The following is a 20,018-nucleotide window of genomic DNA, read 5'->3' on the forward strand; positions in this document are numbered from 1 at the left end:
CGTCCCGTGGCCGATTTCCTCGTTTCCGTCGACAGCACCGGTGTCTTCGCGCTGCCGCCCGATGACCGCGCCGACATCGTCGAGCGCGAGCTCGCGGCGGGCCGTGCGTTGATCGAAGCGGGCACCATCAAAGGGATCTGGCGCGTGCCCGGCGAAAAGGGCAACGTCGGCATCTGGTCCGCCGCCGATTCCGACGAGCTGCACCGGGTCATCCAGGCACTGCCGGTCTTCCCGCACGCCACGTTCCAGGTGCGCGCGCTCGCGACCCATCCGCTGGGCACGCCGGAAACCAAGTCTTAACAACGTTCCGCACCGCAGGACGGGCTGTTCCGATCTAGAGTACGACAAGGAAGTCGCCTCGAGGAGGAGTACAGGTGGCAACAACGCGCTATACCGGGTATCGATCGTTCTCCTATCTCGAACCCGGCCGGGACTACGCCGAGTTCACGCTCGCCGCGGAGATCGACCGGCTGCCCACGCACGATCTCGGGCTGTCCGCCGACGAGGAGGCCCGCGCGGACCGCATCCTGAGCGAGAACATCGCGATCTCGCTGCACGACCACCCCGTCCGCCTGCCGGCGAAAACGGAGGAGGAACTGTTCGCGTGGAACCGCGAAGCCCGCCTCGCCTACGGCTACGAGGGGCTGAGCCGGTCCGGTCTCGACGCGGTGTTCGACAACCTGGGCTGGGGCGCCTGCGAATCCCGCAACGGCTGGAAGTGGGACGACGTCATCACCGACCTCGGCATGCGCTTCTGCGATTTCGCGCACCAGGACTACGTGCTGCGCGCCGAGTCCGTCGGCGACATCCGGCGCGCGCACGCCGAGGGCAGGCTCGCGGTGGTCGCGGGCCTGGAAGGCGCCGCGCTGATCGAGAACGAGGTCGACCGGCTCGACGTGCTGTACGGGCTGGGCGTGCGCCAGATCGGCGTGGCCTACAGCGACGCGAATTCGCTCGGCGGCGGGCTGCGCGAGCACCGTGACGGCGGGCTGACCTCCTTCGGCCGCAAGGCGGTCCGGCGAATGAACCAGCTCGGCATCGCGATCGACCTCTCGCATGCCGGCGACCGCACCGCGCTCGACGTCATCGAGGCGAGCGACAAGCCGGTGCTGATCACCCACGCCGGCGCGCGCGGACTGTGGGACACCCCGCGCATGAAGCCCGACGAGGTCATCCGTGCCTGCGCCGAGTCCGGCGGCGTCATCGGTATCGAGGCCGCGCCGCACACCACGGTCAGCCCGGATCACCGCAGGCACACCATCGAGTCGGTGATGGACCACTTCAGGTACTGCGCAGACCTGGTGGGCATCGAGCACGTCGGGTTCGGCCCGGACACCTTCTTCGGCGACCACCTGGGCCTGCACCACGCGATGAGCGAGAAACTCGGCGTCGCCGAAGTCGTCACTTCCGGCCCGCGGTACGAGCCGGTCGAGCACGTCGCGGGGCTGGAGAACCCCGGCGAGTGCTTCCGCAACGTCACCCGCTGGCTGGTCAAGCACGGCTATTCCGATGCCGACATCGTCGCCGTGATCGGCGGAAACGCCCTGCGGGTGCTCGAAAAGATCTGGTAAGGCCGCACGTCCCCACGCTCCGCCACCCGCGGCGACGAGGCCGCGGGTCGATGAACCCTGCCCTGGAACCGGAGTTGCCATGCAGAAGAAAATCCTCGGCGCCGCCATGATCGGCCACACCGTGGAGTCGTTCGACTTCGTCATCTACGGCTATTCGGCGACGATCATCGCCCGGCACTTCTTCCCCGCCGGGAACCCCACTCTCGCGCTGCTGTCCACATTGGGCGTCTACGGGATCGCGTTCGTCGTGCGGCCGCTGGGCGGGGCGGTGTTCGGCAGCCTGGGCGACCGGCTCGGCCGTCGCACCGCACTGTCCACAGTGGTCCTGATCATGGCGGTCGCGACCGCGGCGGTCGGGCTCTTGCCGACCTACGCGGTCGCGGGGATCGCGGCGCCGCTGCTGTTGCTGGCCTGCCGGCTCGTCCAGGGCCTGTCCATCGGCGCCGAGTACACCAGCGCCGCCTCCTACGTGATGGAGCAGGCGCCGCCGCACCGGCGCGGGCTGTGGACGAGCGCGGTCGGGAGTGCCACGTTCATCGGCGCGGCACTGGCGTCGTTCCTGTTGCTGGCGCTGCAACTCTCCTCGGTCGCGGCGTACGCGGACTGGGCGTGGCGGCTGCCGTTCCTGCTCGGCGGGGCGATGGCGCTGATCGGGCTCTACATGCGGCTGCGACTGGAGGAGTCCAGGACCTTCACCGCGATCGCCGGCCGCGGCGAGACCTCGCCCACCCCGATCCGCGAGTCCTTCCGCAACTGGCGCGTCTTCCTGTTGCTGCTGGCCGTTTTCTCGCTGCTCGCCGTGGTGTCGCAGAACTTCCTCGGCTACCTGCCGACGTACCTCACGACGACGGGTGGTGTGCCCGCGAAGACCGCCCTCATCTCGAGCGGGATCGCGCTGGTGCTCTGCGCCGGACTGTCCATTGTGACCGGTGCGCTGTCGGACCGGATCGGCCGGCGGCCGCTGCTGATCGCGGGTGTCGTCGTCGCGGTGGTGGGCTCGGTGCCCGCGTATCTCGTGGCGGCCGGTGGCTCGCTCGCCAGCACCATCGTCGCCGAGATCCTGCTGGTCATCCCCGCGGCGCTGGTCGGGATGACGGCCACGATCGCGGCCGTCGAGCTGGTGCCGCCGCGGATCCGCGCGACGAGCACCGCGCTGACCTACAACATCGCCTACGCCGTGTTCGGCGGCACGGCCCCGCTCGTCGGCGCGCTGCTGACGGCGCGGTTCGGCAAACTGGCGCCAGGCGCGTACATCACCGTACTGGCCGCGCTTTCGCTCGTCGTGGTGCTGCTCGCGCTGCCCGAGACCCGCGGACGCGCGGCGACCGCACCTGATCTCACCGAGGAGAGGGAGGAATCGTGGCAGGCACAGTGAAAGACCGGATCGCCGCCGAGTTCGCGCGGCACGAACCCGCGCTCGTCGAGCTGTCCCACCACATCGGTGAGCACCCGGAGCTCGCCTTCGAGGAACACAAGACCGCCGCGGCGATCGTCGACGTGCTGCGCGGCCACGGCGGCTTCGCGATCGAGGAGGGCGTCGGCGGGCTCGCCACCGCCTTCACGGCCACTGCCGGCAACGGGCCGCTGGTCGTCGGGCTGTGCGCCGAACTCGACGCGCTCCCCGGGATCGGGCACGGCTGCGGGCACAACGTCATCGCGACCAGCGCGCTCGGCGCGGCGCTCGCGCTCGCCCCGCTGGCCGATGAGCTGGGCCTGACGGTGCGGCTGCTCGGCACCCCCGCGGAAGAGCGCGGCGCCGGCAAGGCGATCCTGTTGCGGGAAGGCGTTTTCGACGGGCTGCACGCCGCGCTGATGGTGCACCCGACGCTCAAGGACATGGCCACCCCGCACATCCGCGCGCTCGGGCACTGGTCCCTGGAGTACCACGGGCGCACCGGGCACGCGTCACGGCCGTTCGACGCGCTCAACGCCGCCGACGCGGTCACCGTCGCGCAGGTCGCGATCGGCTTGCTGCGCCAGCAGATCAAGGACTCCGACCGCATCCACACCGTCGTGAAGGAGGCCGGGACCGCGGTCAACGTCATCCCCGGCCACGCCGTCGCCGAGGTCGTCGTCCGCTCCGGCACGCTGGCCGAGGTCGAGACGCTGTGGGAGCGGGTGCGGGCCTGCTTCGAGGCCGGCGCGCTCGCCACCGGCACCCGCCTGGAGATCAGCGAACCGCTGATGTGGCTCAACGGGTTCCGCCACGACACCGAGCTGGCCGGGCTGTTCCAGGCGAACGCCGAGGACCTCGGCCGGACCTTCCCCGACTACGCCGACCGCTCGCTGGGCTCGACCGACATGGCCGAGGTGTCCGTGCATATGCCGGCGATCCACCCGGTGCTGTCGTTCGACCGGCCGCCCGAGGAAGGCAACCACACGGCGGCGTTCGCGCGCGCCGCGTGCGGGCCCGAGGGCGACCGCGCGCTCCACGACGGCGGGCTCGCGCTCGCGTGGACCGTCGCCGACGCCGCCCAGGACGACCGGGTCCGCGACCGGCTCACCGAGAACGGCCCGTTCACCTGGGCGGATTCAGGAGGGAAGCGATGAAAGCGGCACAGATCTCCGGGTTCGGCGGACCCGAGATGTTCCGGCTGACCGAGGTGCCCACGCCTTCGGCGGGCCCCGGCGAGGTCCTGATCCGCTTGCGCGCGGCCGGGTTGAACCGGGCCGACATCAACATCCGGGAAGGCCGGTTCGCCGAGTCCCCGCCCCCGCCGATGACCCTCGGCGTCGAAGGCGCCGGTGAGGTCGCCGCGCTCGGCGAGGGTGTCACCGCGTTCACCGTGGGCGACCGGGTCGCGATCAACCCCATGAAGTTCTGCGCGCAGTGCCCGCCCTGTCTCGACGGCCGTGACAGCGAATGCCTCCACATGCGGGTGGTGGGTGAACATTTCGACGGGACGTACGCGCAGTACATCGCGCTCCCGGAACGCCTGCTCATCCCGGCGCCCGAGCGCCTGGGCTACCACGAACTCGCCGTCGGGATCGTCCCGTACATGACGGCCTGGCACATGCTCAAGACCCGTGGGCAGGTCCGGGCCGGTGAGACGGTGCTCGTCGTCGGCGCGGGCAGCGGGGTCGGGACGGCGGCGGTCCAGGTCGCGAAAGCGTTGGGCGCCAAGGTGATCGCGACGACGAGCAGTGACCGCAAGCAGGAGCAGGTCCGCGCGCTGGGGGCCGACGAGGTGGTCGACTACCGCGCCGAGCCGGACTTCCACGAAGCGGTCCGCAAGCTCACCGGTGGCGCCGGCGCCGATGTCGTGCACGAGACCGTCGGGGCCGCCACCGTGCAGAAGTCGATCCTCGCCGCCCGCCACGGCGGACGGGTGCTCGGCATGGGCTCGCACACCGGGCGGACCGCGGAGATCGACCTGTGGAGCCTCTACCGGCGGGAGATCACCTTCCTCGGCTGCCACCTGTCCAACCGCGCCGAGATCGCCGAGTTCCTGCCGCTGCTGGCGGACGGTTCGCTGACACCGGTCATCGACTCGGTCTACCCGTTCGACGCCGCGGTCGAGGCACAGGCCCGGCTCGACGCGCCGGACCGGTTCGGGAAGGTGGTGCTCTCGATTGACTGAGACAGCGCAAGCCCCTGCTAGGCTGTCCTGCAGCGTGGAACGACCCGTTCGAGCGGAGGAGTCGGCGATGGCGCGGCCGGAGGCCAGCAAGGGGATCAGCAGCGTGCTGAGCACCCTGCAGGTACTGGAGGTTGTCGCGCAGCGCCAGCCGATCGGGGTGTCCGAGCTGGCCCGCGTCACCGGCATGCCCAAGAGCAGCGTCCACCGGTGCCTGGTCACCCTGCGCGAGGCGGGGTGGCTGCGGATCGTCGACCCGGAGCGGGTCGCGTGGGGCGTCACCAGCAAGCCGCTCGACATCGGCCTGATCGGTTCCGGTGAGCAGAGCCTCCGGGATGTCGCGCGCCCGCACATCGAGGCGCTTCGCGACGCCACCAACGAAACCGTCCACCTCACCATCCGCGACGGCGCCTCGCTGACGATCATCCTGCGCGAGGACTGCCAGCAGGCCGTGCGGACGTACGTCGAGATCGGCACCCGCGCGCCGATGCACGCCACGTCGTGCGGCCTAGCGGTGCTCGCCAAGCTCGACGACGACGAGGCCGAGAGCGTGCTGAACCGTGGTCTGGACCGGTACACCGGAGGCACCCAGACGTCGCTCGTGCAGGTGCGGCAGGAGATCCGCCGGACCCGCGCGCGGGGCTTCGCCGTCAACGACAAATCGTGGTGGCGCCCGGAGGTCTGCGCGATCGGCGCCGCCGTCGTGAACTCGCTCGGCCGTCCCGTCGGCGCGCTCGCGATCTCGGTGCCCGCCAGCCGGTTCGACCGCGACAACATCGCGGGCTACGGCGAGCACGCCGTGAAAACGGCGACCGCGATCTCGGAATCACTGATCAGTCACTGATCGAGGGCCCGCGCCGAGCGGGACCTCCTCACACGTTCGTCACCCCGGCGACCACCGGCGTGACGGCGCAATCCGGGCGAGCCCACATCCAGGGCGCCCGCCCGTTCTCACCCCTCGTGGAGGACCTCCCATGGAACCCGTGCGACTACTCGCCCCCGACGGCACCCTGACCCCGGACCCCCGCTGGCCTCTGGACGTCACGCCACAGCTGTGCCGCGACTTCTACCGGCGCATGTCGCTGGCCCGGAGCTTCGACAACGAAGCCCTTGCGCTGCAACGACAAGGTGAGCTCGGCCTGTGGCTGCAGTCGCTCGGGCAGGAGGCCTCGCAGATCGGGTCGATCACCGCGTTGCGCGCGGACGACTACGTGTTCCCCACCTACCGCGAACACGCCGCCGCGTTGTGCCGCGGCATCACGCCGGCGGAACTGCTGGTGCAGTGGCGCGGGAACACCCACAGCGGCTGGGATCCCGCCCGGTACCACTTCCACATCTGCACGCTCGTCCTCGCCGCACAGCTCCCCCACGCGACCGGCTACGCCATGGGCGTGCAGCGCGACGGTTCCGGCGAGATCGTCACCGCCTATTTCGGCGACGGTTCGGCCAGCCAGGGTGAGGCCAACGAGGCGTTCAACTGGGCCGCGGCCACCGAGGTGCCGCTGTTGTTCTTCTGCCAGAACAACCAGTGGGCGATCTCGACCCCGTCGCGGACCCAGATGCGCGCCCCGCTGCACCAGCGTGCCGCGGGTTTCGGCCTGGACGCCCACCTCGTCGACGGCAACGACGTCCTCGCCGTGCACGCGGTCACGAGCGCCGTCGCCGCGCAGATCCGCGCGGGCGGTGGTCCGGCGTTGATCGAGGCGCTCACCTACCGGATGGCCGGGCACAGCACGTCGGATGATCCCGGGCGCTACCGCACTCCGAGTGAGCTGGACAGCTGGACCACGCGCGATCCGATCGCGCGGCTGGAGTCGTTGATGACCGCGCGGGGCTGGCTCGACGACGACTTCCGCGCCGAGGTCGAGGCCGAATGTTCGGACCTGGCCGCGCAGACACGGAAGGTCTGCCGCGAGCTCCCGCTCGACGACGTCTCCAGTCTGTTCGGGACGGTGCTGGCGGAGGAAACCCCCTTGCTCGCACAGGAACGTCACCGGCACGAGGCACTCACTGCCTCCTTTGTGGACTGAAGGGAAACGGGACATGCCTGTGCTCACCCTGTCCAAGGCGATCAACACCGGACTGCGCCGATCCCTGGAGGACGATCCGAAGGTCGTCGTCATGGGGCAGGACGTCGGCGGACTCGGCGGCGTCTTCCGGGTCACCGACGGCCTGCAGAAGGACTTCGGCGCCGACCGCGTGATCGACACCCCGCTCGCCGAGGCCAGCATCGTCGGCACCGCGATCGGCCTGGCCCTGCGCGGCTACCGGCCGGTGTGCGAGATCCAGTTCGACGGGTTCGTGTACCCGGCGTTCAGCCAGATCGTCTCGCAGCTCGCCAAGATCCGCGCCCGCAGCGGCGGGAAACTCGCGGTGCCCGTGGTGATCCGCATCCCGGTCGGCGGCGGCATCGGCGCGGTCGAGCACCACAGCGAGTCCAACGAGGCCTACTTCGCCCACACGGCCGGGCTGCGCGTGGTGTGCTGCTCGAACCCGCACGACGGGCACTGGATGCTGCGCCGGGCACTGACCGCGGCCGATCCGGTGATCTTCTACGAGCCCAAACGCCGGTACTGGACCAAGGACGAGGTCGCCGAGGGCCCGGAGCACGTCCTGCCGCTCGACCGCGCGCGGATCCTGCGTCCCGGCACCGATCTCACCCTGCTGACGTACGGCGGAATGGTCCAGACCTGCTTGCAGGCCGCCGAAACCGCCGCGGCGGAGGGCCACGACCTCGAAGTCATCGACCTGCGCTCGCTGTCCCCGCTCGACCTCGCGACGATCGCCGAGTCGGTCGACCGCACCGGCCGCTGCGTCGTCGCCCACGAGGCCCCCACGTTCGGCGGCCTCGGCGCCGAGATCGGCACGTCGGTCACCGAAAGCTGTTTCTACCACCTGGAAGCGCCGGTACTGCGGGTCGGCGGGTTCAACACCCCGTACCCGCCGGCGAAATACGAGGACCAGTACCTGCCCGACCTCGACCGCGTCCTCGACGCCGTCGACCGATCCCTGGCCTGGTGACCGCAGCCATGACCGAGCGGATCGACCGGTGCACCGTGGTCGGCCACTCGCTCGGTGGCGCGGTCGGCGTGGAACTCGCCCGGCTTCACCCCGAACGCGTCACGCACGTCATCGGCCTCGACTCGCTGCATTTCCTGTACCTGTACCCCAAACTGCCGGCGGCCGAGATCGAAGCGGTGTTCGACCCGATCGCGCGGGACGTCCCGGCGGGCGTGCGCGGGCTGGTTACCCAGGGGTCGGTCGAAAGCACCGATCCGGCGCTCGGGGAGGAGATCTTCGAGGTGATGTCGAGCGTCCGCCTCCCCGCGGGGCTGGCGACGTTGCGCGGGCTCCTGGATTGGGACATGGACAGCGCGCTGCGCACGACAAGCCAGCCGATCACGGTTTTCGCGGCGCGTCCCCTGTACGACGACGAGGCGGAACGCCGCTACGGCAACCGGATCACGTTCGTCCCCGTCGATCTCGGCGGGCACTTCTTCTACCTGGAGCAACCCGAAGGGACGGCCCGGCTCGTGGCGGCAGTGCTTCCTTAGGCGTCCTTCGGGCCATCGATGGCGGCGCACAGCAACAGGTCGCGCAGTGCGACGGCGGTGTCCGACGGCTCGGCGGGGGTGAGGACGACCTGGTCGGCGGTGGTCGACGGACCGGTGAGCGGGATGACGCGCAGGCCGGGCGGCTGGTGGTCGAGCGCGGATTCGACGGTGATGCCGATGCCCGTTCCCGCGGCGACATGCGCGGCGATGGCCTGCACGCTGTCGGCGGTCCTGATGATGCGCAGGTCGGCTCCGCTGATGTGGAAGGCGGACAAAAGGCGGTCGCAGAGCCCGCTGTTGAGCTGGCGGGGCCAGGTGAGCAGGCCGGTGGTGGACAGTTCGGACGCGCTGAGCTCGGCACGCGCGGCGAACGGGTGGGCCTCGGGGACGAGCGCCATGAACCGCTCGGTGGACAGTACTCTCGTGCGGACGTCCGTGGTGTTCGTGGTCGCCAAGCCGATGCCCAGCCCGATCGTCTCCGCTCGCAGCGCGGTGAGCTGGGCCGTGGTCGGCATGGGCGGCACGATGGCCAGGCCGGGGAAACGGTCGCGCAGTCGCGGCAGGCAGCGCAGCAGCAGGTGGCGGGCGGTGTATTCGGCGTGGGCGACGACGAGTGTGGCGCGGGTTCGGTCGCCGGCGGCCAGAGCCCCTCCACGCTGCTGGAAACGGCGCAGCTGGGCCAAAGTGGCGTGCGCGTCGGGCAGCAGCGCCTCGCCGAGATCGGTCAGTACCACCCGGCGGCTGGTGCGATGGAACAGCCGACCGCCCACGGTGTTCTCCATGCGCCTGATGGCGTCGCTGACGGTGGGCTGTCCCCGGTGCAGCCGCGCCGCGGCCCGTCCGAAGTGGAGCTCCTCCGCGACCGCGATGAACACCTCGAGTTCCATCCTGTCCACAGGAACAGTTTCCCCAAGATCGGAATCGGTGAAGAACACATGACAGGTAAGGACATTGACCGTGCGCACGAGGCGCCGATGGTCACGATGACGGTGGTCTGCCACTCGATGCACGGGCACACCCGGGTGCTGGCCGAGCACCTCGCCGACGGGGCGCGGCTGGTGCCGGGCGCCCAGGTTCATCTGGTCGAGATCCGCCCCGAGGAGGTCATCGCGGGGCGCTGGCACGACGCGGAGGTGCTGGCGCTGCTCGACCGCTCGGATGCGATCGTCTTCGGCTGCCCGACCCTGATGGGCAGCGTTTCCGCGGTGTTCAAGGCATTCATGGAGGCGGCGCTCACGCCTTACAAAACGCGGGCTTGGCAGGACAAGCTCGCCGGGGGTTTCACCATGTCCGCCTCGCAGAGCGGCGACAAGCTCGTGGTCCTGGAGCAGCTGGTGGTTTTCGCCGCACAGCTGGGGATGCAGTGGATCGGCGTGAGCGACCTGCCGGGCAACAACTGGACCGGCGGCAGCCGCGACGACGTGAACCGGCTGGGCTCGTGGCTGGGCCTGATGAGCCAGAGTCATTCCGACCAGGGACCGGAGCACGCCGGATCCCGTGGCGACCGCGTCACCGCGGCCCGCTACGGCGAGCGGATCGCCCGGCTGGCTCAGCGTTGGGTCAACGGCGTGCCCTACGAGACCCCGCGAATGACCCCGGAGGAAAGCCGCGCACTGTCCGACTCCATCAGGAAAACACCCGCCTGACGGAGCACGGCTACTCCGACAGGAACTTCAGCACGGCATCCAAACAAGACACGTCCGAAGTGGTCGCGAAATGGTCCACGCCCCGCAAGGTGACGCCGCAGGCGTCCGGGAGCGCCGCCACGAACCGGTCCGCTGGGCCCGCTGGGTCGCGGTCGCCGATGACCACCAGTGCCGGCGCGGTGATGCGGCGCAGTTCGGCGGCCGGTACCGGGCCCGGGACGGCGCGCAGGTAGGCCGCGACCGCCGCGGGATCGTTGCCCGCGGCGGCGATCATCCGGCGGAACACCCTGGTGTGCACGTCGCCCGGCGGGTCGGTGGCCTCGATGGCGTCCGCGAGCCTCAGGCGCACCGTGTCGTCTCGCGGCTCGAGGACGCCGTCGCCGATGCCGAGGAAGGCGACTCGCCGGAACGCCTCCGGCGCACGCGCCGCCGCCCGGAGAACGGCTTGACCGCCCGCCGAGAAACCGACGGCGTCGATCGCGCCGTGCTCCCCCGCCACGTCGAGGATCCGTTGCGCGGCATCGGGTTCCGGCCCGGCCGGACCATGTCCGGGCAGGTGCACGCCGATGACCTCGTGCCCCTCGTCGCGCAGGAGGTCCGCCCAGCCGGACGCCACCCAGTTGCGCTCGAACGACGACCCCAGCCCGTGCACCAGCACGACGGGCACTCCACCGTGTCCCACCACCGCCTCCTTTCCGTCGCCTCGATCAGAGCGCGATCCCGGCGATCTTCTCGTCCAGGTACTCGTGAATCCCTTCCCGGGCGCCTTCCCGGCCGAGGCCGCTCTCCTTGATCCCGCCGAACGGCACGGCGGCCGAGGTCGGGTTGACGTCGTTGATGCCGATGATCCCGAAGTCCAGCGCTTCCGCCGCCCGCAGCGCCCGGCTCAGGTCCCGGGTGTAGACGTAGGACGCGAGCCCGTAGTCGGTGTCATTGGCCATCTCCAGGACCTCGTCCTCGTCGTCGAACTCGACGATCGGCGCGATCGGCCCGAACGTCTCCTCGCGGTAGATGACCATGTCCGGGGTGACCCCGCGAAGCACCGTGGGCGCCCAGAAAAAGCCGTTGTCGTACTCGGGGCCTTCGAGCCGGTGGCCGCCCGCGAGGACTTCGGCCCCCTTCGACACCGCGTCGTCGACCTGCCGCCGCATCTTCGCCAGCGCCTGCTCGTCGATCAACGGCCCCATCCCGACGCCGTCAGTGAGCCCGTGGCCCGTCACGACCTTCTCCAGCCGCTGCCGCATCGTCGCCGCGAAGGGCTCCACGATCGAGCGGTGCACGAACAGCCGGTTGGGGCTGATGCAGGCCTGGCCGGTGTTCAGCAGCTTGATCGCGGCGGCCCCCTTGGCGGCGTGCACCGGATCGGCGTCGGCGAACACGACGAACGGCGCGTGCCCGCCCAGTTCCAGCGACACCCGCTTCATCTGCTCGGCCGCCCGCGCGGCGATCGCCTTGCCGACCTCCGTCGAGCCGGTGAAGCTGATCTTGCGCACGGCGCGCTCGCTGAGCAGGACATCACCGATGGGCGCCGGGTCCGAGGTGGTCAGCAGGTTCACCACCCCCGCGGGCACACCGGCCTCTTCGAGCAGCTTCACCGTTTCCACCGCGCACAACGGGGTCTGTTCCGCGGGCTTCACGACGACCGTGCAGCCCGCCGCCAGCGCCGGCGCGATCTTCCGGGTGAGCATCGAGATCGGGTAGTTCCACGGCGTGATCATCGCGGCGACGCCGACCGGCTGGTGCAGGACCAGGAAACGCTGGTCCGCGCGCGCCGACGGGATCGTCTCCCCGTACACGCGCTTGGCCTCCTCCGCGAACCACAGCAGGAAGTCCGCCGCGTAGCCGACCTCGGTCCGCGCCATCTTGAGCGGCTTGCCCTGCTCGCGTGTCATCAGCGTGGCGAGCTCCTCGCGGCGCTCGGTCATCAGCTGCCAGGCGCGGTAGAGGACGGCCGAACGCTCATACGGCGTGGTCTTCGACCAGGTGCGGAAGGCTCGCCGGGCGGCCGCCACGGCGGCCACCGCGTCTTCCCGGCCCGCGTCCGCGACCGTGCCCAGCAGGTCGCCCGAGGCCGGGTCACGGGATTCGAACTCGCGGCCGGACTCCGCCGGCTTCCAGGCTCCGTCGAGGAAAAGCATGGCTCTCCGATCGTCTCACTGGGCGCCCAGCGTACGTACGACTCAATCAGTAACATATTCATACGGTTTGCACACGTGCCGTGTGCTACACCACCCCTGACCCATCAAGGGCATTGAGGTGTATCATTTAACCTTCAACCCCGCCGAGCTGAGGGGAGCTGCGGTATGGAGCCCGCTGCCGAGCCGCAGGACCTGCCGCAGACACCGAACCGCCTGCGTTCCGTGGACGTCGATCGCGTCCGCGTGCCCAAGACGGCCGAGGTGATCGCGCGGACGTTGCGCTCGCAGATCGTCCATCGCGAGATCCCCGAGGGTGCCGCCCTGCCCAGCGAGGCCGAGCTGATGGCGCGGTTCGGGGTCTCACGGCCTTCGCTGCGCGAAGCCTTCCGCATCCTGGAATCCGAGCAGCTGATCGCCGTCCGGCGCGGTTCCCGGGGCGGCGCCAGGGTGACCCGGCCGGACGTCACCGTGGCCTCCCGCTACCTCGGGCTCCTCATGCAGGTCGACGGCGTGCTGCTGAGCGACGTGTTCCAGGCGCGGGCACTGATCGAGCCGATCGCCCTGCGTCTCATCGCGCAGCGCGAGGACCGGGCCGCCGTGGCCGACCAGCTGCTGGCGGTTTTCGACCAGGTGGCCCTCGCCACGGCCGCGCGGCGGCGCGCCGAGGTGTGGCTCGACTTTTTCGTGCTGCTGTTCGAGCTCGCGGGCAACAAGACGCTCCAGCTGCTCTACAGCACACTCACCGAGGTCATCCGGCACGAGCTGATGGATTCGATGACCGGCGCCACCGCCGAGAACAACCTGGTGACGCGGAAGGCCGTGACGAAGGCCATGCGCCTCGTCGCGGCCGGCAAGGCCGATGAGGCGGCCACTTTCTGGCGCGATCAGATGTTCCTGCTGGAGGAGCGCGTGGCCCGGATGCACCAGGACAAGACGATCGTCGACGCGGTGACGGATGGCGCCTGACCGCCTTGACCCCACGTGACCCGGCAGCACGCGAAGGAGCAGGTACCCCCATGCCCGCGGATCTCCACGGCAGTCCCCGGTTCGCCTTCGCGGGCCCAGCGGCGGTCACCGAACTGCTCGCCTCCACCGGGTACATCGCCGACGCGGCGATCAGCGCCCGCATCCATTTGGCGGGTCACCTGGGCAAGCCGGTCCTCGTCGAAGGCCCCGCCGGAACGGGCAAGACCCAGCTCGCGAAATCGCTGAGCGCGGCCACCGGCGCGCGGCTGATCCGGTTGCAGTGCTACGAAGGCCTCGACGAGGCCAAGGCGCTCTACGAATGGGACTACCGCAAGCAACTGCTGCGCATCCAGGCGAGCCGGGAGGGCGGCTGGGACTCGGTGCAGGACGACATCTTCGGCGAGCAGTACCTGCTCACCCGCCCGCTGCTCGAAGCGATCCGGGCCGACGAGGACGTCGTCCTGCTGATCGACGAGGTCGACCGGCTCGATGTCGAGACCGAGGCGCTGCTGCTGGAGGTGCTGTCGGACTTCCAGGTCTCCATCCCCGAGCTGGGCACGATCGGCGCCCGCCGCCGCCCCCTGGTGCTGCTGACGAGCAACGCCAGCCGTGAGCTGTCCGAGGCGCTCAAGCGCCGCTGCCTGTTCCTGCACATCGGCTACCCGAGCGTCGAACGGGAGCGGGAGATCGTGCTCGCCGCCGTGCCGGGGATCACCGAACACCTCGCCACGGAGGCGGCGCGTGTGGTCGCGTCGCTGCGCGGGCTCGACCTGAAGAAGCGGCCGTCGGTGTCGGAAACGCTCGACTGGGCGCGGGCCCTGCTGCTGCTCGGGGTCGACGAGCTGGGCCAGGACCACGTCGTCGAGCACCTGCCGGTACTGCTGAAACACCAGAACGACATCGAGACCGCCGAACGGGAACTCGCGGAGAAATCCGGATGAGCTCCCAGCCCGGACACGGCGTGCTCGCCGCGGTCGAAGGGCTCGTCGCCCAGCTGCGCGCGACCGGGATGCCGGCGTCCACTTCGGACAGTATCGACGCCACGAGCGCCCTGCGCCACGTCGAGCTGACCGACCGTGCCGCGGTGAAGCACGCGCTGGCGGCCACGCTGGTGAAGGACGCGCAGCACCTGGGCACGTTCGACATGCTCTTCGAGCTGTTCTTCGCCGGATCGACCCTTCCCAGCACACTGGGCTCGCTCGACGACGACGCGCTGGAAGAGCTGCTACACCAAGCGATCGCCGGCCAGGACGAGCTGTCGCTGACGCGTCTCGTCGCCGAGCTGGTGAACCGCCACGCCCGATTCTTGCCAGGACAACCGGTCGCCGGCACCTTCCACGTCTTCCGGACCTTCCGCGCCGCCCACCCCGACGTGCTCCGGGCCCGGCTCGCCGAACCGCCGGAGGGCGAGGGACCCACGGCAGACCTGCGGGCCCGGCTTCTCGCCGACGAAGCCGAGCGCAAGGTCGAGCGGCTGCGGCAAGCCATCGAAGCCGAGGTGCGCCGCCGGCTCGTCGCGGACCGCGGTGCCGCGGCGGTGGCCCGCACGCTGCGGCAGTCCCTTCCGGAGGACGTCGACTTCCTCACCGCGTCGTCGCGGGAGGTGGCCGAGCTGTCGTCGATCCTGGCGCCGCTGCCGGCGCAGCTGGCCGCTTCGCTCGCCCGGAAGCGGCGCCACGGCCGGCAGGGCCGCATCGATTTCCGTGCCACGGCGAGGAAATCGATGTCAACCGGCGGGGTACCCGTGGAGCCCGCGTTCCACAAGCCGCAGCCGCCCAAGCCGGAACTGTTCGTGCTCGCCGATATTTCCGGCTCCGTCGCGACCTTCGCGCGCTTCACCCTGCAGCTGGCGACCGCGATGCGCACCCAGTTCCGCGCCGTGCGGTGCTTCGTCTTCGTCGACGGGATCGACGAGGTCACGCACCTGCTGGCGGAGGCGAAGAACGTCGTCGAGCTCGCCGAACGGATCGACGAGGCGCGCAGCGGCGTCCACCTCGACGGCCGCTCCGACTACGGCAACGCCTTCACCATGTTCCAGCGCCGGTGGGGCGGGCAGGTGAACAGCCGCGGCATCGTGCTCGTCCTCGGGGACGCCCGCTCCAACTACCGTCATCCCGCCGCCGACAAGCTCGCCGCCGTGGCGAGCCGCGCGTCGCACCTGTACTGGCTCAACCCGGAAGCCCGCGCCGCGTGGGGCGACGGGGATTCCGTGATGCACGAATACCTCCCGCACTGCGACGGCGTCTACGAGTGCCGCACCGTGCGCCAGCTCAAGGAGTTCGTCGCACAGCTGGCCTGACCCAGGAAGGTGCCATGCTCGACAACACGAACATCTCGCCGGCGATGGCGGGCGCCGTCGGCGCCGAGATCTCGCGTACCACCAGCTATCCGATCGACGCGTCCGACATCCGGCGGTGGGCGATCGCGGTCTACTGGCCACAGCAGCCGCCCGTCATGTTCCAGGTCGGGGACGTCGCGCCGGAGGAGTTCAACCCGTTCGCCTGGGCGGTGGCCGGAAGCGTGGCGGCGAACCCCGGCGCCGCGCGGGATCGGAACGACCCCGACAACACCGAGCTCGCGCTCGGGATCCCCGGCCCGGGCCTGAAGTTCCAGCTGAACGGCGGCCTGGAGGTCGAGTACGGGACCAGAATGCGGGCGGGTGACGTGATCACCAGCGTGCGTCGGCTCGGCGAGTATTCGGAACGCGACGGACGGCTCGGGCTGATGCTCTTCAGCCGCACCGAGGACACCTGGACCAACCAGGACGGCGAGCTGGTGAAGAAGACCGTCAGCACGCTCATCCGGTACTGATTCCATGCTCCAGAAAGGAATCCAGGCATGTCCCCGAGGAAGCCCGTGGCGGTCGGCGACGAGCTCGAACCGTTCGTGCGGGAGACCGGCTTCGCGAACTGGAACCGCTACGCGGCGGTCAACGACGAGTTCGTACCGATCCACATGGACGACGAGGCGGGCCGCGCCGCCGGCTACCCCACCGCGTTCGGCATGGGCAACCTGCAGTGGTCGTATCTGCACAACCTGCTGCGCGCGTTCGCCGGCGATGACGGCGAGATCGTGCGGCTGAGCTGCCAGTTCCGCGGCCCGAACACCAAAGGCATGACCGTCACCGCGAAGGGCGTGGTCACCGCCGTCGACGAAACCGACGGCGCTGTCACCGCCACGCTGGACGTCTGGACCGAGGACCAGAACGGCACCAAACTCGCCCCGGGAACGGCGGTCGTGCGCCTGCGCTGAGACCGGGCAAACTGCCCTCATGACTATCCGGCTTTGTGTGCTGTTGTGGCCCGCCGAGGGACGTGACGCGGACCTACGACGCTACGAAGATGCCGTTCTCCCGCTACTTGGCGAGCACAGTGGACGACTCGTCACGCGTGAGACCGTCGTTCGCGCCAGTGACGACGAGCCACTGGAGGTTCAGGTGATCGAACTTCGGGACCAGGCCGCCCTCGATGGGTACCTGTCGGACCCGCGCCGGCTGGCGCTGGAGGAACAGCGCGCGGCCGCCATCACGCGGACGCAGATCCTGCGCCTCGGCTGACGGCCGCGCGGCGGGGAGCCTCAGGCCACTCGTGGCGCGACCACCACCGCCACCCGCACAGGCCGCCCGGGGCCTCAGGCCACCTGGATGATCCCGGACCCCCATCGTGCCGCGACCAACCACCGCCACCCGCACGGGTGCGGTGGTCGGGCCACCACCATGCCGCGACCAACCACCGCCGCCCGCGGAGGCGCGCGGAGCCTCAGCCCACCTCGATAACCAGGGCACCGCCCTGGCCGCCGCCGGCGCACATCGCCGCGACGCCGATGCCGCCGCCGCGGCGGCGGAGCTCGTGCGTCAGGGTGGCGAGCATCCGGGCGCCGCTCGCCGCGACGGGGTGGCCCAGGCTGCAGCCGCTGCCATAGATGTTCACCAGCTCCTCGTCGATGCCCAGCTCCTGGCACGCGGCAACCGGCACGGACGCGAACGCCTCGTTGATCTCCCACAGGTGCACATCGCCGATCGAGAGCCCGGCGCGGAACAGCACCTTCCGGATCGCCGCCAGCGCACCATCACCGGTGTACTTCGGCTCGACACCCGCGGCCGCCCAGGCCCGGACCGTCGCGAGCCGGGTGAGCCCCTTCTCGCTCGCGAAGCCGTCGCTGGTCAGCGCCAGCGCGGCAGCCGCGTCGTTGATGCCCGACGCGTTGCCCGCGGTGATCGAGAAGCCCTCGATCTCCGGGTGCAGCGGCTTGAGCCCCGCCACTTTGTCCAAAGTGGAATCACGGCGCGGATGCTCGTCCACGGCGAATTCGACGACCGTGCCGTCCTTCGTGGTGACCTTGATCGGGGCGATCTCGTCGTCGAACTTGCCGGCGTCGATCGCGGCCACCGCACGGGCGTGCGAGCGCACCGCCCACGCGTCCATGGCTTCCCGGCTGAGGCCGTACTTGACCGCGAGGTTCCAGCCGACGGTGAGCGACACGTCGTCGTTCGCGTCCGCGGACGCCGGGAAGGTGGGCGGCATCCTCGTCTCGGTGTCCGCGGTGCCCGGGATGCGCCACGACAGGGCCGGGCCCAGCGACGAGCTCTGCACCCCGCCGGCGACGATCGCCCGGTCCATCCCGGCGATGATCGATCCCGCCGCGTTGCCGACACTCGTGAGGCTGCCGGCGCAGTGCCGGTTCACCGCCTGGCCCCCGACCCCGATCATGCCCGCGGCCACCGCGGCATGCCGGGCGAGGTCACCGCCGCCGTACATCTCCTCGGCCAGGATCACGTCGTCGAACTCCGCGGCGGCCAGGCCCGAACGGCGCACCGCCTCGGCGACGACGTGTTCGGCGAGCGTTTCGGCCGGTGTCTCGCTCAACGTGCCTTTGCGAGCGGTCGCGATGGGCGTACGGACCGCGCTGACGATCACGGCTTGGGACACCGGGCACCTCACTGAACTCCGGGACTGGTCTCCTCGACAGTAGTTTAATCAGGATAAAGCTGTAAACTAGTTAGTTGTTTGCATAGGATCGACGCATGACCGGCACCGACCACGCGGCCGCGACGCTCGGCGCAGCGGCACCCACCGGCAAACCCGCGCTCGTCATGGCGGACGGCAGCACGCTTTCCTACGGGCAGCTGCGCGCGCAGACGGACCGGGCCGCCGCACTCCTGGCCGCGCAAGGCCTCCGCTTCGGCGACCACATCGCGCTGCTGTTCGGCAACGAGGCCCAGCTGTTCCCGATCGCGTGGGCGGCACAGCGCACCGGCCTCTACTACACGCCGGTCAACTGGCACCTGACGGCCGAAGAAGCCGCGTACATCGTCGCGGACTGCGGTGCGGCCGTGCTGCTCGCGTCACCGGCCCACGCCGGCCTCGCCCAGCGCATCGCCAAGGACGTGCCTTCGGTGACACTGCTGGAGATCGGCACCGAGCCGCCGCCCGTCACCGGCGCGCCGAACGGCCTTCCCCAAGCCTGGGAAGGGTTTTCGATGTTCTACTCGTCGGGGACGACCGGACATCCGAAGGGGATCGCCCGCGAGGCCGTCCGCGTCCCGGTCGGCACCCCGGGCACCTTCGACGGCCTGATGCGCACCCTGTTCGGCTTCGGCGCCGACACCGTCTACCTCTCCCCCGGGCCGCTTTACCACGCGGCGCCGCTCGCCTGGTCCATGGCGGCGCAGCGTGCCGGTGGCACCGCGGTCGTCATGGAACGCTTCGACGCCCTGGAAACGCTCGCACTGATCGAGCGCCACCGCGTCACGCATGTGCAGTTCGTCCCGACGATGATGCGGCGGCTGCTCCGGCTGTCCGAGGCCGACCGGCGGCGGTTCGACCTCAGCAGCCTGCGGGTCGTCGTGCACGCGGCCGCGCCGTGCCCGGCGGAGGTCAAGCGCGGTGTGATCGACTGGCTCGGCCCGATCGTGCGCGAGTTCTACGCGGGCAGCGAGGGCAACGGTTTCTTCACCATCGGCAGCGAGGAATGGCTCGCCCACCCCGGTTCCGTGGGGCGGGCGAGCTACGGGACCGCGCACGTGGTGGACGACGACGGGAACGAGCTCCCGCCCGGCGAGATCGGCACCATCTGGTTCGAGGGCACCGCCAAGTTCAGCTACCACAACGATCCGCAGAAGACGGCGGGCGCGTTCAACGACCGCGGCTGGAGCACTCTCGGCGACGTCGGCCACCTCGACGCGGACGGTTATCTCTACCTGTCGGACCGCCGGGTCGACCTCATCCTCTCCGGCGGCGTGAACATCTACCCGCAGGAGATCGAGGACACGTTGTGCCGCAACAAGAACGTCCTCGACGCCGCGGTGATCGGCGTGCCGGACGAGGAGATGGGACAACGGGTGCTGGCCGTCGTGCAGCCGGATCCCGCCGCGCAGCCCGGCCGCGCGCTCGCCGACGAACTGTTCGCCCACTGCCAGGAGCACCTGGCGGGTTTCAAGTGCCCACGCGAGATCACCTTCACCGACGAGCTTCCCCGGCTTCCGACAGGGAAACTCCTGCGGCGCCGGGTCCGGGAGGACGTCGAAGAACGCCGGTCCGGTGAGTTCTTCACCAAGCGGTGACGC

General features: G+C 70.3%; 21 protein-coding genes. 17 read left to right on the plus strand and 4 right to left on the minus strand.

Annotated features, from left to right (window positions below; all coding sequences use genetic code 11):
- Positions 1–6 precede the first annotated feature (6 nt).
- From LOZ83_RS18365 to LOZ83_RS18405, 9 genes are all read left to right on the plus strand, one after another.
- Positions 7–300, plus strand: a complete 294-nt coding sequence (locus tag LOZ83_RS18365; RefSeq protein WP_236792012.1) for a muconolactone Delta-isomerase — start codon at positions 7–9, stop codon at positions 298–300.
- A gap of 74 nt (positions 301–374) precedes the next feature.
- Positions 375–1,571 (plus strand): dipeptidase, encoded by a 1,197-nt coding sequence (locus tag LOZ83_RS18370; RefSeq protein WP_236792013.1) that lies wholly within the window; start codon positions 375–377, stop codon positions 1,569–1,571.
- Between the two features lie 79 nt (positions 1,572–1,650).
- Entirely contained in the window at positions 1,651–2,946 is a 1,296-nt protein-coding gene (locus tag LOZ83_RS18375) for an MFS transporter (protein WP_236792014.1), read from the plus strand.
- Positions 2,931–4,121: an amidohydrolase gene (locus LOZ83_RS18380; RefSeq protein ID WP_236792015.1), complete on the plus strand. Its 1,191-nt coding sequence runs from the start codon at positions 2,931–2,933 to the stop codon at positions 4,119–4,121. The genes LOZ83_RS18375 and LOZ83_RS18380 overlap by 16 nt, the downstream gene beginning before the upstream one ends.
- On the plus strand, positions 4,118–5,152 hold the full coding sequence (locus LOZ83_RS18385) for a zinc-binding dehydrogenase (protein WP_236792016.1): 1,035 nt from the start codon (positions 4,118–4,120) through the stop codon (positions 5,150–5,152). The genes LOZ83_RS18380 and LOZ83_RS18385 overlap by 4 nt, the downstream gene beginning before the upstream one ends.
- Before the next feature lie 67 nt (positions 5,153–5,219).
- Complete coding sequence (locus tag LOZ83_RS18390) at positions 5,220–5,993, plus strand: IclR family transcriptional regulator (RefSeq protein WP_236792017.1); 774 nt, start codon at positions 5,220–5,222, stop codon at positions 5,991–5,993.
- A 130-nt stretch (positions 5,994–6,123) separates the two neighbouring features.
- The gene (locus LOZ83_RS18395) at positions 6,124–7,179 is read left to right on the plus strand and encodes a thiamine pyrophosphate-dependent enzyme (RefSeq protein WP_236792018.1); all 1,056 of its coding nucleotides are present in this window, start codon (positions 6,124–6,126) and stop codon (positions 7,177–7,179) included.
- A gap of 13 nt (positions 7,180–7,192) precedes the next feature.
- On the plus strand, positions 7,193–8,170 hold the full coding sequence (locus LOZ83_RS18400; protein WP_236792019.1) for an alpha-ketoacid dehydrogenase subunit beta: 978 nt from the start codon (positions 7,193–7,195) through the stop codon (positions 8,168–8,170).
- Positions 8,167–8,703 carry an alpha/beta fold hydrolase gene (locus LOZ83_RS18405; RefSeq protein ID WP_236792020.1) on the plus strand — a complete coding sequence of 179 codons (537 nt, stop codon included), beginning with the start codon at positions 8,167–8,169 and terminating at the stop codon, positions 8,701–8,703. Before LOZ83_RS18400 ends, LOZ83_RS18405 begins: the two co-directional genes overlap by 4 nt.
- Here LOZ83_RS18405 and LOZ83_RS18410 read toward each other — a convergent pair.
- Positions 8,700–9,590: a LysR family transcriptional regulator gene (locus LOZ83_RS18410; protein ID WP_236792117.1), complete on the minus strand. Its 891-nt coding sequence runs from the start codon at positions 9,588–9,590 to the stop codon at positions 8,700–8,702. The two genes, LOZ83_RS18405 and LOZ83_RS18410, sit on opposite strands and share 4 nt — an antisense overlap.
- Before the next feature lie 48 nt (positions 9,591–9,638).
- Between LOZ83_RS18410 and LOZ83_RS18415 the strand changes: the two genes are divergently transcribed.
- Positions 9,639–10,349: a flavodoxin family protein gene (locus LOZ83_RS18415; RefSeq protein WP_236792021.1), complete on the plus strand. Its 711-nt coding sequence runs from the start codon at positions 9,639–9,641 to the stop codon at positions 10,347–10,349.
- Between the two features lie 10 nt (positions 10,350–10,359).
- Here the strand turns inward: LOZ83_RS18415 and LOZ83_RS18420 are convergent, their stop codons facing one another.
- Both LOZ83_RS18420 and LOZ83_RS18425 read right to left on the minus strand, forming a co-directional pair.
- Positions 10,360–11,031, minus strand: coding sequence for an alpha/beta fold hydrolase (locus tag LOZ83_RS18420; protein ID WP_236792022.1), 672 nt, complete (start codon positions 11,029–11,031; stop codon positions 10,360–10,362).
- Positions 11,032–11,056: 25 nt separating this feature from the next.
- Complete coding sequence (locus LOZ83_RS18425; RefSeq protein WP_236792023.1) at positions 11,057–12,487, minus strand: NAD-dependent succinate-semialdehyde dehydrogenase; 1,431 nt, start codon at positions 12,485–12,487, stop codon at positions 11,057–11,059.
- A 165-nt stretch (positions 12,488–12,652) separates the two neighbouring features.
- Between LOZ83_RS18425 and LOZ83_RS18430 the strand changes: the two genes are divergently transcribed.
- Genes LOZ83_RS18430 through LOZ83_RS18455 form a run of 6 tightly spaced genes read left to right on the plus strand, consistent with a single transcriptional unit; the run spans position 12,653 to position 17,009 of the window.
- Positions 12,653–13,453 (plus strand): FadR/GntR family transcriptional regulator, encoded by an 801-nt coding sequence (locus tag LOZ83_RS18430; protein WP_236792024.1) that lies wholly within the window; start codon positions 12,653–12,655, stop codon positions 13,451–13,453.
- 50 nt (positions 13,454–13,503) lie between these two features.
- Complete coding sequence (locus LOZ83_RS18435; RefSeq protein ID WP_236792025.1) at positions 13,504–14,394, plus strand: MoxR family ATPase; 891 nt, start codon at positions 13,504–13,506, stop codon at positions 14,392–14,394.
- Positions 14,391–15,752 carry a VWA domain-containing protein gene (locus LOZ83_RS18440; protein WP_236792026.1) on the plus strand — a complete coding sequence of 454 codons (1,362 nt, stop codon included), beginning with the start codon at positions 14,391–14,393 and terminating at the stop codon, positions 15,750–15,752. The genes LOZ83_RS18435 and LOZ83_RS18440 overlap by 4 nt, the downstream gene beginning before the upstream one ends.
- Positions 15,753–15,766: 14 nt before the next feature.
- The gene (locus tag LOZ83_RS18445) at positions 15,767–16,264 is read left to right on the plus strand and encodes a MaoC family dehydratase N-terminal domain-containing protein (protein ID WP_236792027.1); all 498 of its coding nucleotides are present in this window, start codon (positions 15,767–15,769) and stop codon (positions 16,262–16,264) included.
- A gap of 27 nt (positions 16,265–16,291) precedes the next feature.
- Complete coding sequence (locus LOZ83_RS18450) at positions 16,292–16,705, plus strand: MaoC/PaaZ C-terminal domain-containing protein (protein WP_236792028.1); 414 nt, start codon at positions 16,292–16,294, stop codon at positions 16,703–16,705.
- 19 nt (positions 16,706–16,724) lie between these two features.
- Positions 16,725–17,009, plus strand: a complete 285-nt coding sequence (locus LOZ83_RS18455; protein WP_236792029.1) for a hypothetical protein — start codon at positions 16,725–16,727, stop codon at positions 17,007–17,009.
- A 202-nt stretch (positions 17,010–17,211) separates the two neighbouring features.
- On the opposite strand, the gene LOZ83_RS18460 is transcribed toward LOZ83_RS18455, so the two are convergent.
- Positions 17,212–18,381, minus strand: coding sequence for a thiolase family protein (locus LOZ83_RS18460; protein ID WP_236792030.1), 1,170 nt, complete (start codon positions 18,379–18,381; stop codon positions 17,212–17,214).
- Between the two features lie 95 nt (positions 18,382–18,476).
- Between LOZ83_RS18460 and LOZ83_RS18465 the strand changes: the two genes are divergently transcribed.
- Positions 18,477–20,015: an AMP-binding protein gene (locus tag LOZ83_RS18465; RefSeq protein ID WP_236792031.1), complete on the plus strand. Its 1,539-nt coding sequence runs from the start codon at positions 18,477–18,479 to the stop codon at positions 20,013–20,015.
- Positions 20,016–20,018 lie beyond the last annotated feature (3 nt).

This window comes from Amycolatopsis sp. GM8 (assembly GCF_021653975.1).
Classification (GTDB): domain Bacteria; phylum Actinomycetota; class Actinomycetes; order Mycobacteriales; family Pseudonocardiaceae; genus Amycolatopsis_E.

What these genes read in the sequence shown, in the direction of transcription:
- LOZ83_RS18395 (WP_236792018.1), top strand. Translation starts at nt 6,124, where the DNA reads ATGGAACCCGTGCGACTACTCGCCCCCGACGGCACCCTGACCCCGGAC.
- LOZ83_RS18430 (WP_236792024.1), top strand. Translation starts at nt 12,653, where the DNA reads ATGGAGCCCGCTGCCGAGCCGCAGGACCTGCCGCAGACACCGAACCGC.
- LOZ83_RS18465 (WP_236792031.1), top strand. Translation starts at nt 18,477, where the DNA reads ATGACCGGCACCGACCACGCGGCCGCGACGCTCGGCGCAGCGGCACCC.
- LOZ83_RS18445 (WP_236792027.1), top strand. Translation starts at nt 15,767, where the DNA reads ATGCTCGACAACACGAACATCTCGCCGGCGATGGCGGGCGCCGTCGGC.
- LOZ83_RS18455 (WP_236792029.1), top strand. Translation starts at nt 16,725, where the DNA reads ATGACTATCCGGCTTTGTGTGCTGTTGTGGCCCGCCGAGGGACGTGAC.
- LOZ83_RS18415 (WP_236792021.1), top strand. Translation starts at nt 9,639, where the DNA reads ATGACAGGTAAGGACATTGACCGTGCGCACGAGGCGCCGATGGTCACG.
- LOZ83_RS18440 (WP_236792026.1), top strand. Translation starts at nt 14,391, where the DNA reads ATGAGCTCCCAGCCCGGACACGGCGTGCTCGCCGCGGTCGAAGGGCTC.
- LOZ83_RS18410 (WP_236792117.1), bottom strand. Translation starts at nt 9,590, where the DNA reads ATGGAACTCGAGGTGTTCATCGCGGTCGCGGAGGAGCTCCACTTCGGA.
- LOZ83_RS18375 (WP_236792014.1), top strand. Translation starts at nt 1,651, where the DNA reads ATGCAGAAGAAAATCCTCGGCGCCGCCATGATCGGCCACACCGTGGAG.
- LOZ83_RS18425 (WP_236792023.1), bottom strand. Translation starts at nt 12,487, where the DNA reads ATGCTTTTCCTCGACGGAGCCTGGAAGCCGGCGGAGTCCGGCCGCGAG.
- LOZ83_RS18450 (WP_236792028.1), top strand. Translation starts at nt 16,292, where the DNA reads ATGTCCCCGAGGAAGCCCGTGGCGGTCGGCGACGAGCTCGAACCGTTC.
- LOZ83_RS18400 (WP_236792019.1), top strand. Translation starts at nt 7,193, where the DNA reads ATGCCTGTGCTCACCCTGTCCAAGGCGATCAACACCGGACTGCGCCGA.
- LOZ83_RS18390 (WP_236792017.1), top strand. Translation starts at nt 5,220, where the DNA reads ATGGCGCGGCCGGAGGCCAGCAAGGGGATCAGCAGCGTGCTGAGCACC.
- LOZ83_RS18385 (WP_236792016.1), top strand. Translation starts at nt 4,118, where the DNA reads ATGAAAGCGGCACAGATCTCCGGGTTCGGCGGACCCGAGATGTTCCGG.
- LOZ83_RS18435 (WP_236792025.1), top strand. Translation starts at nt 13,504, where the DNA reads ATGCCCGCGGATCTCCACGGCAGTCCCCGGTTCGCCTTCGCGGGCCCA.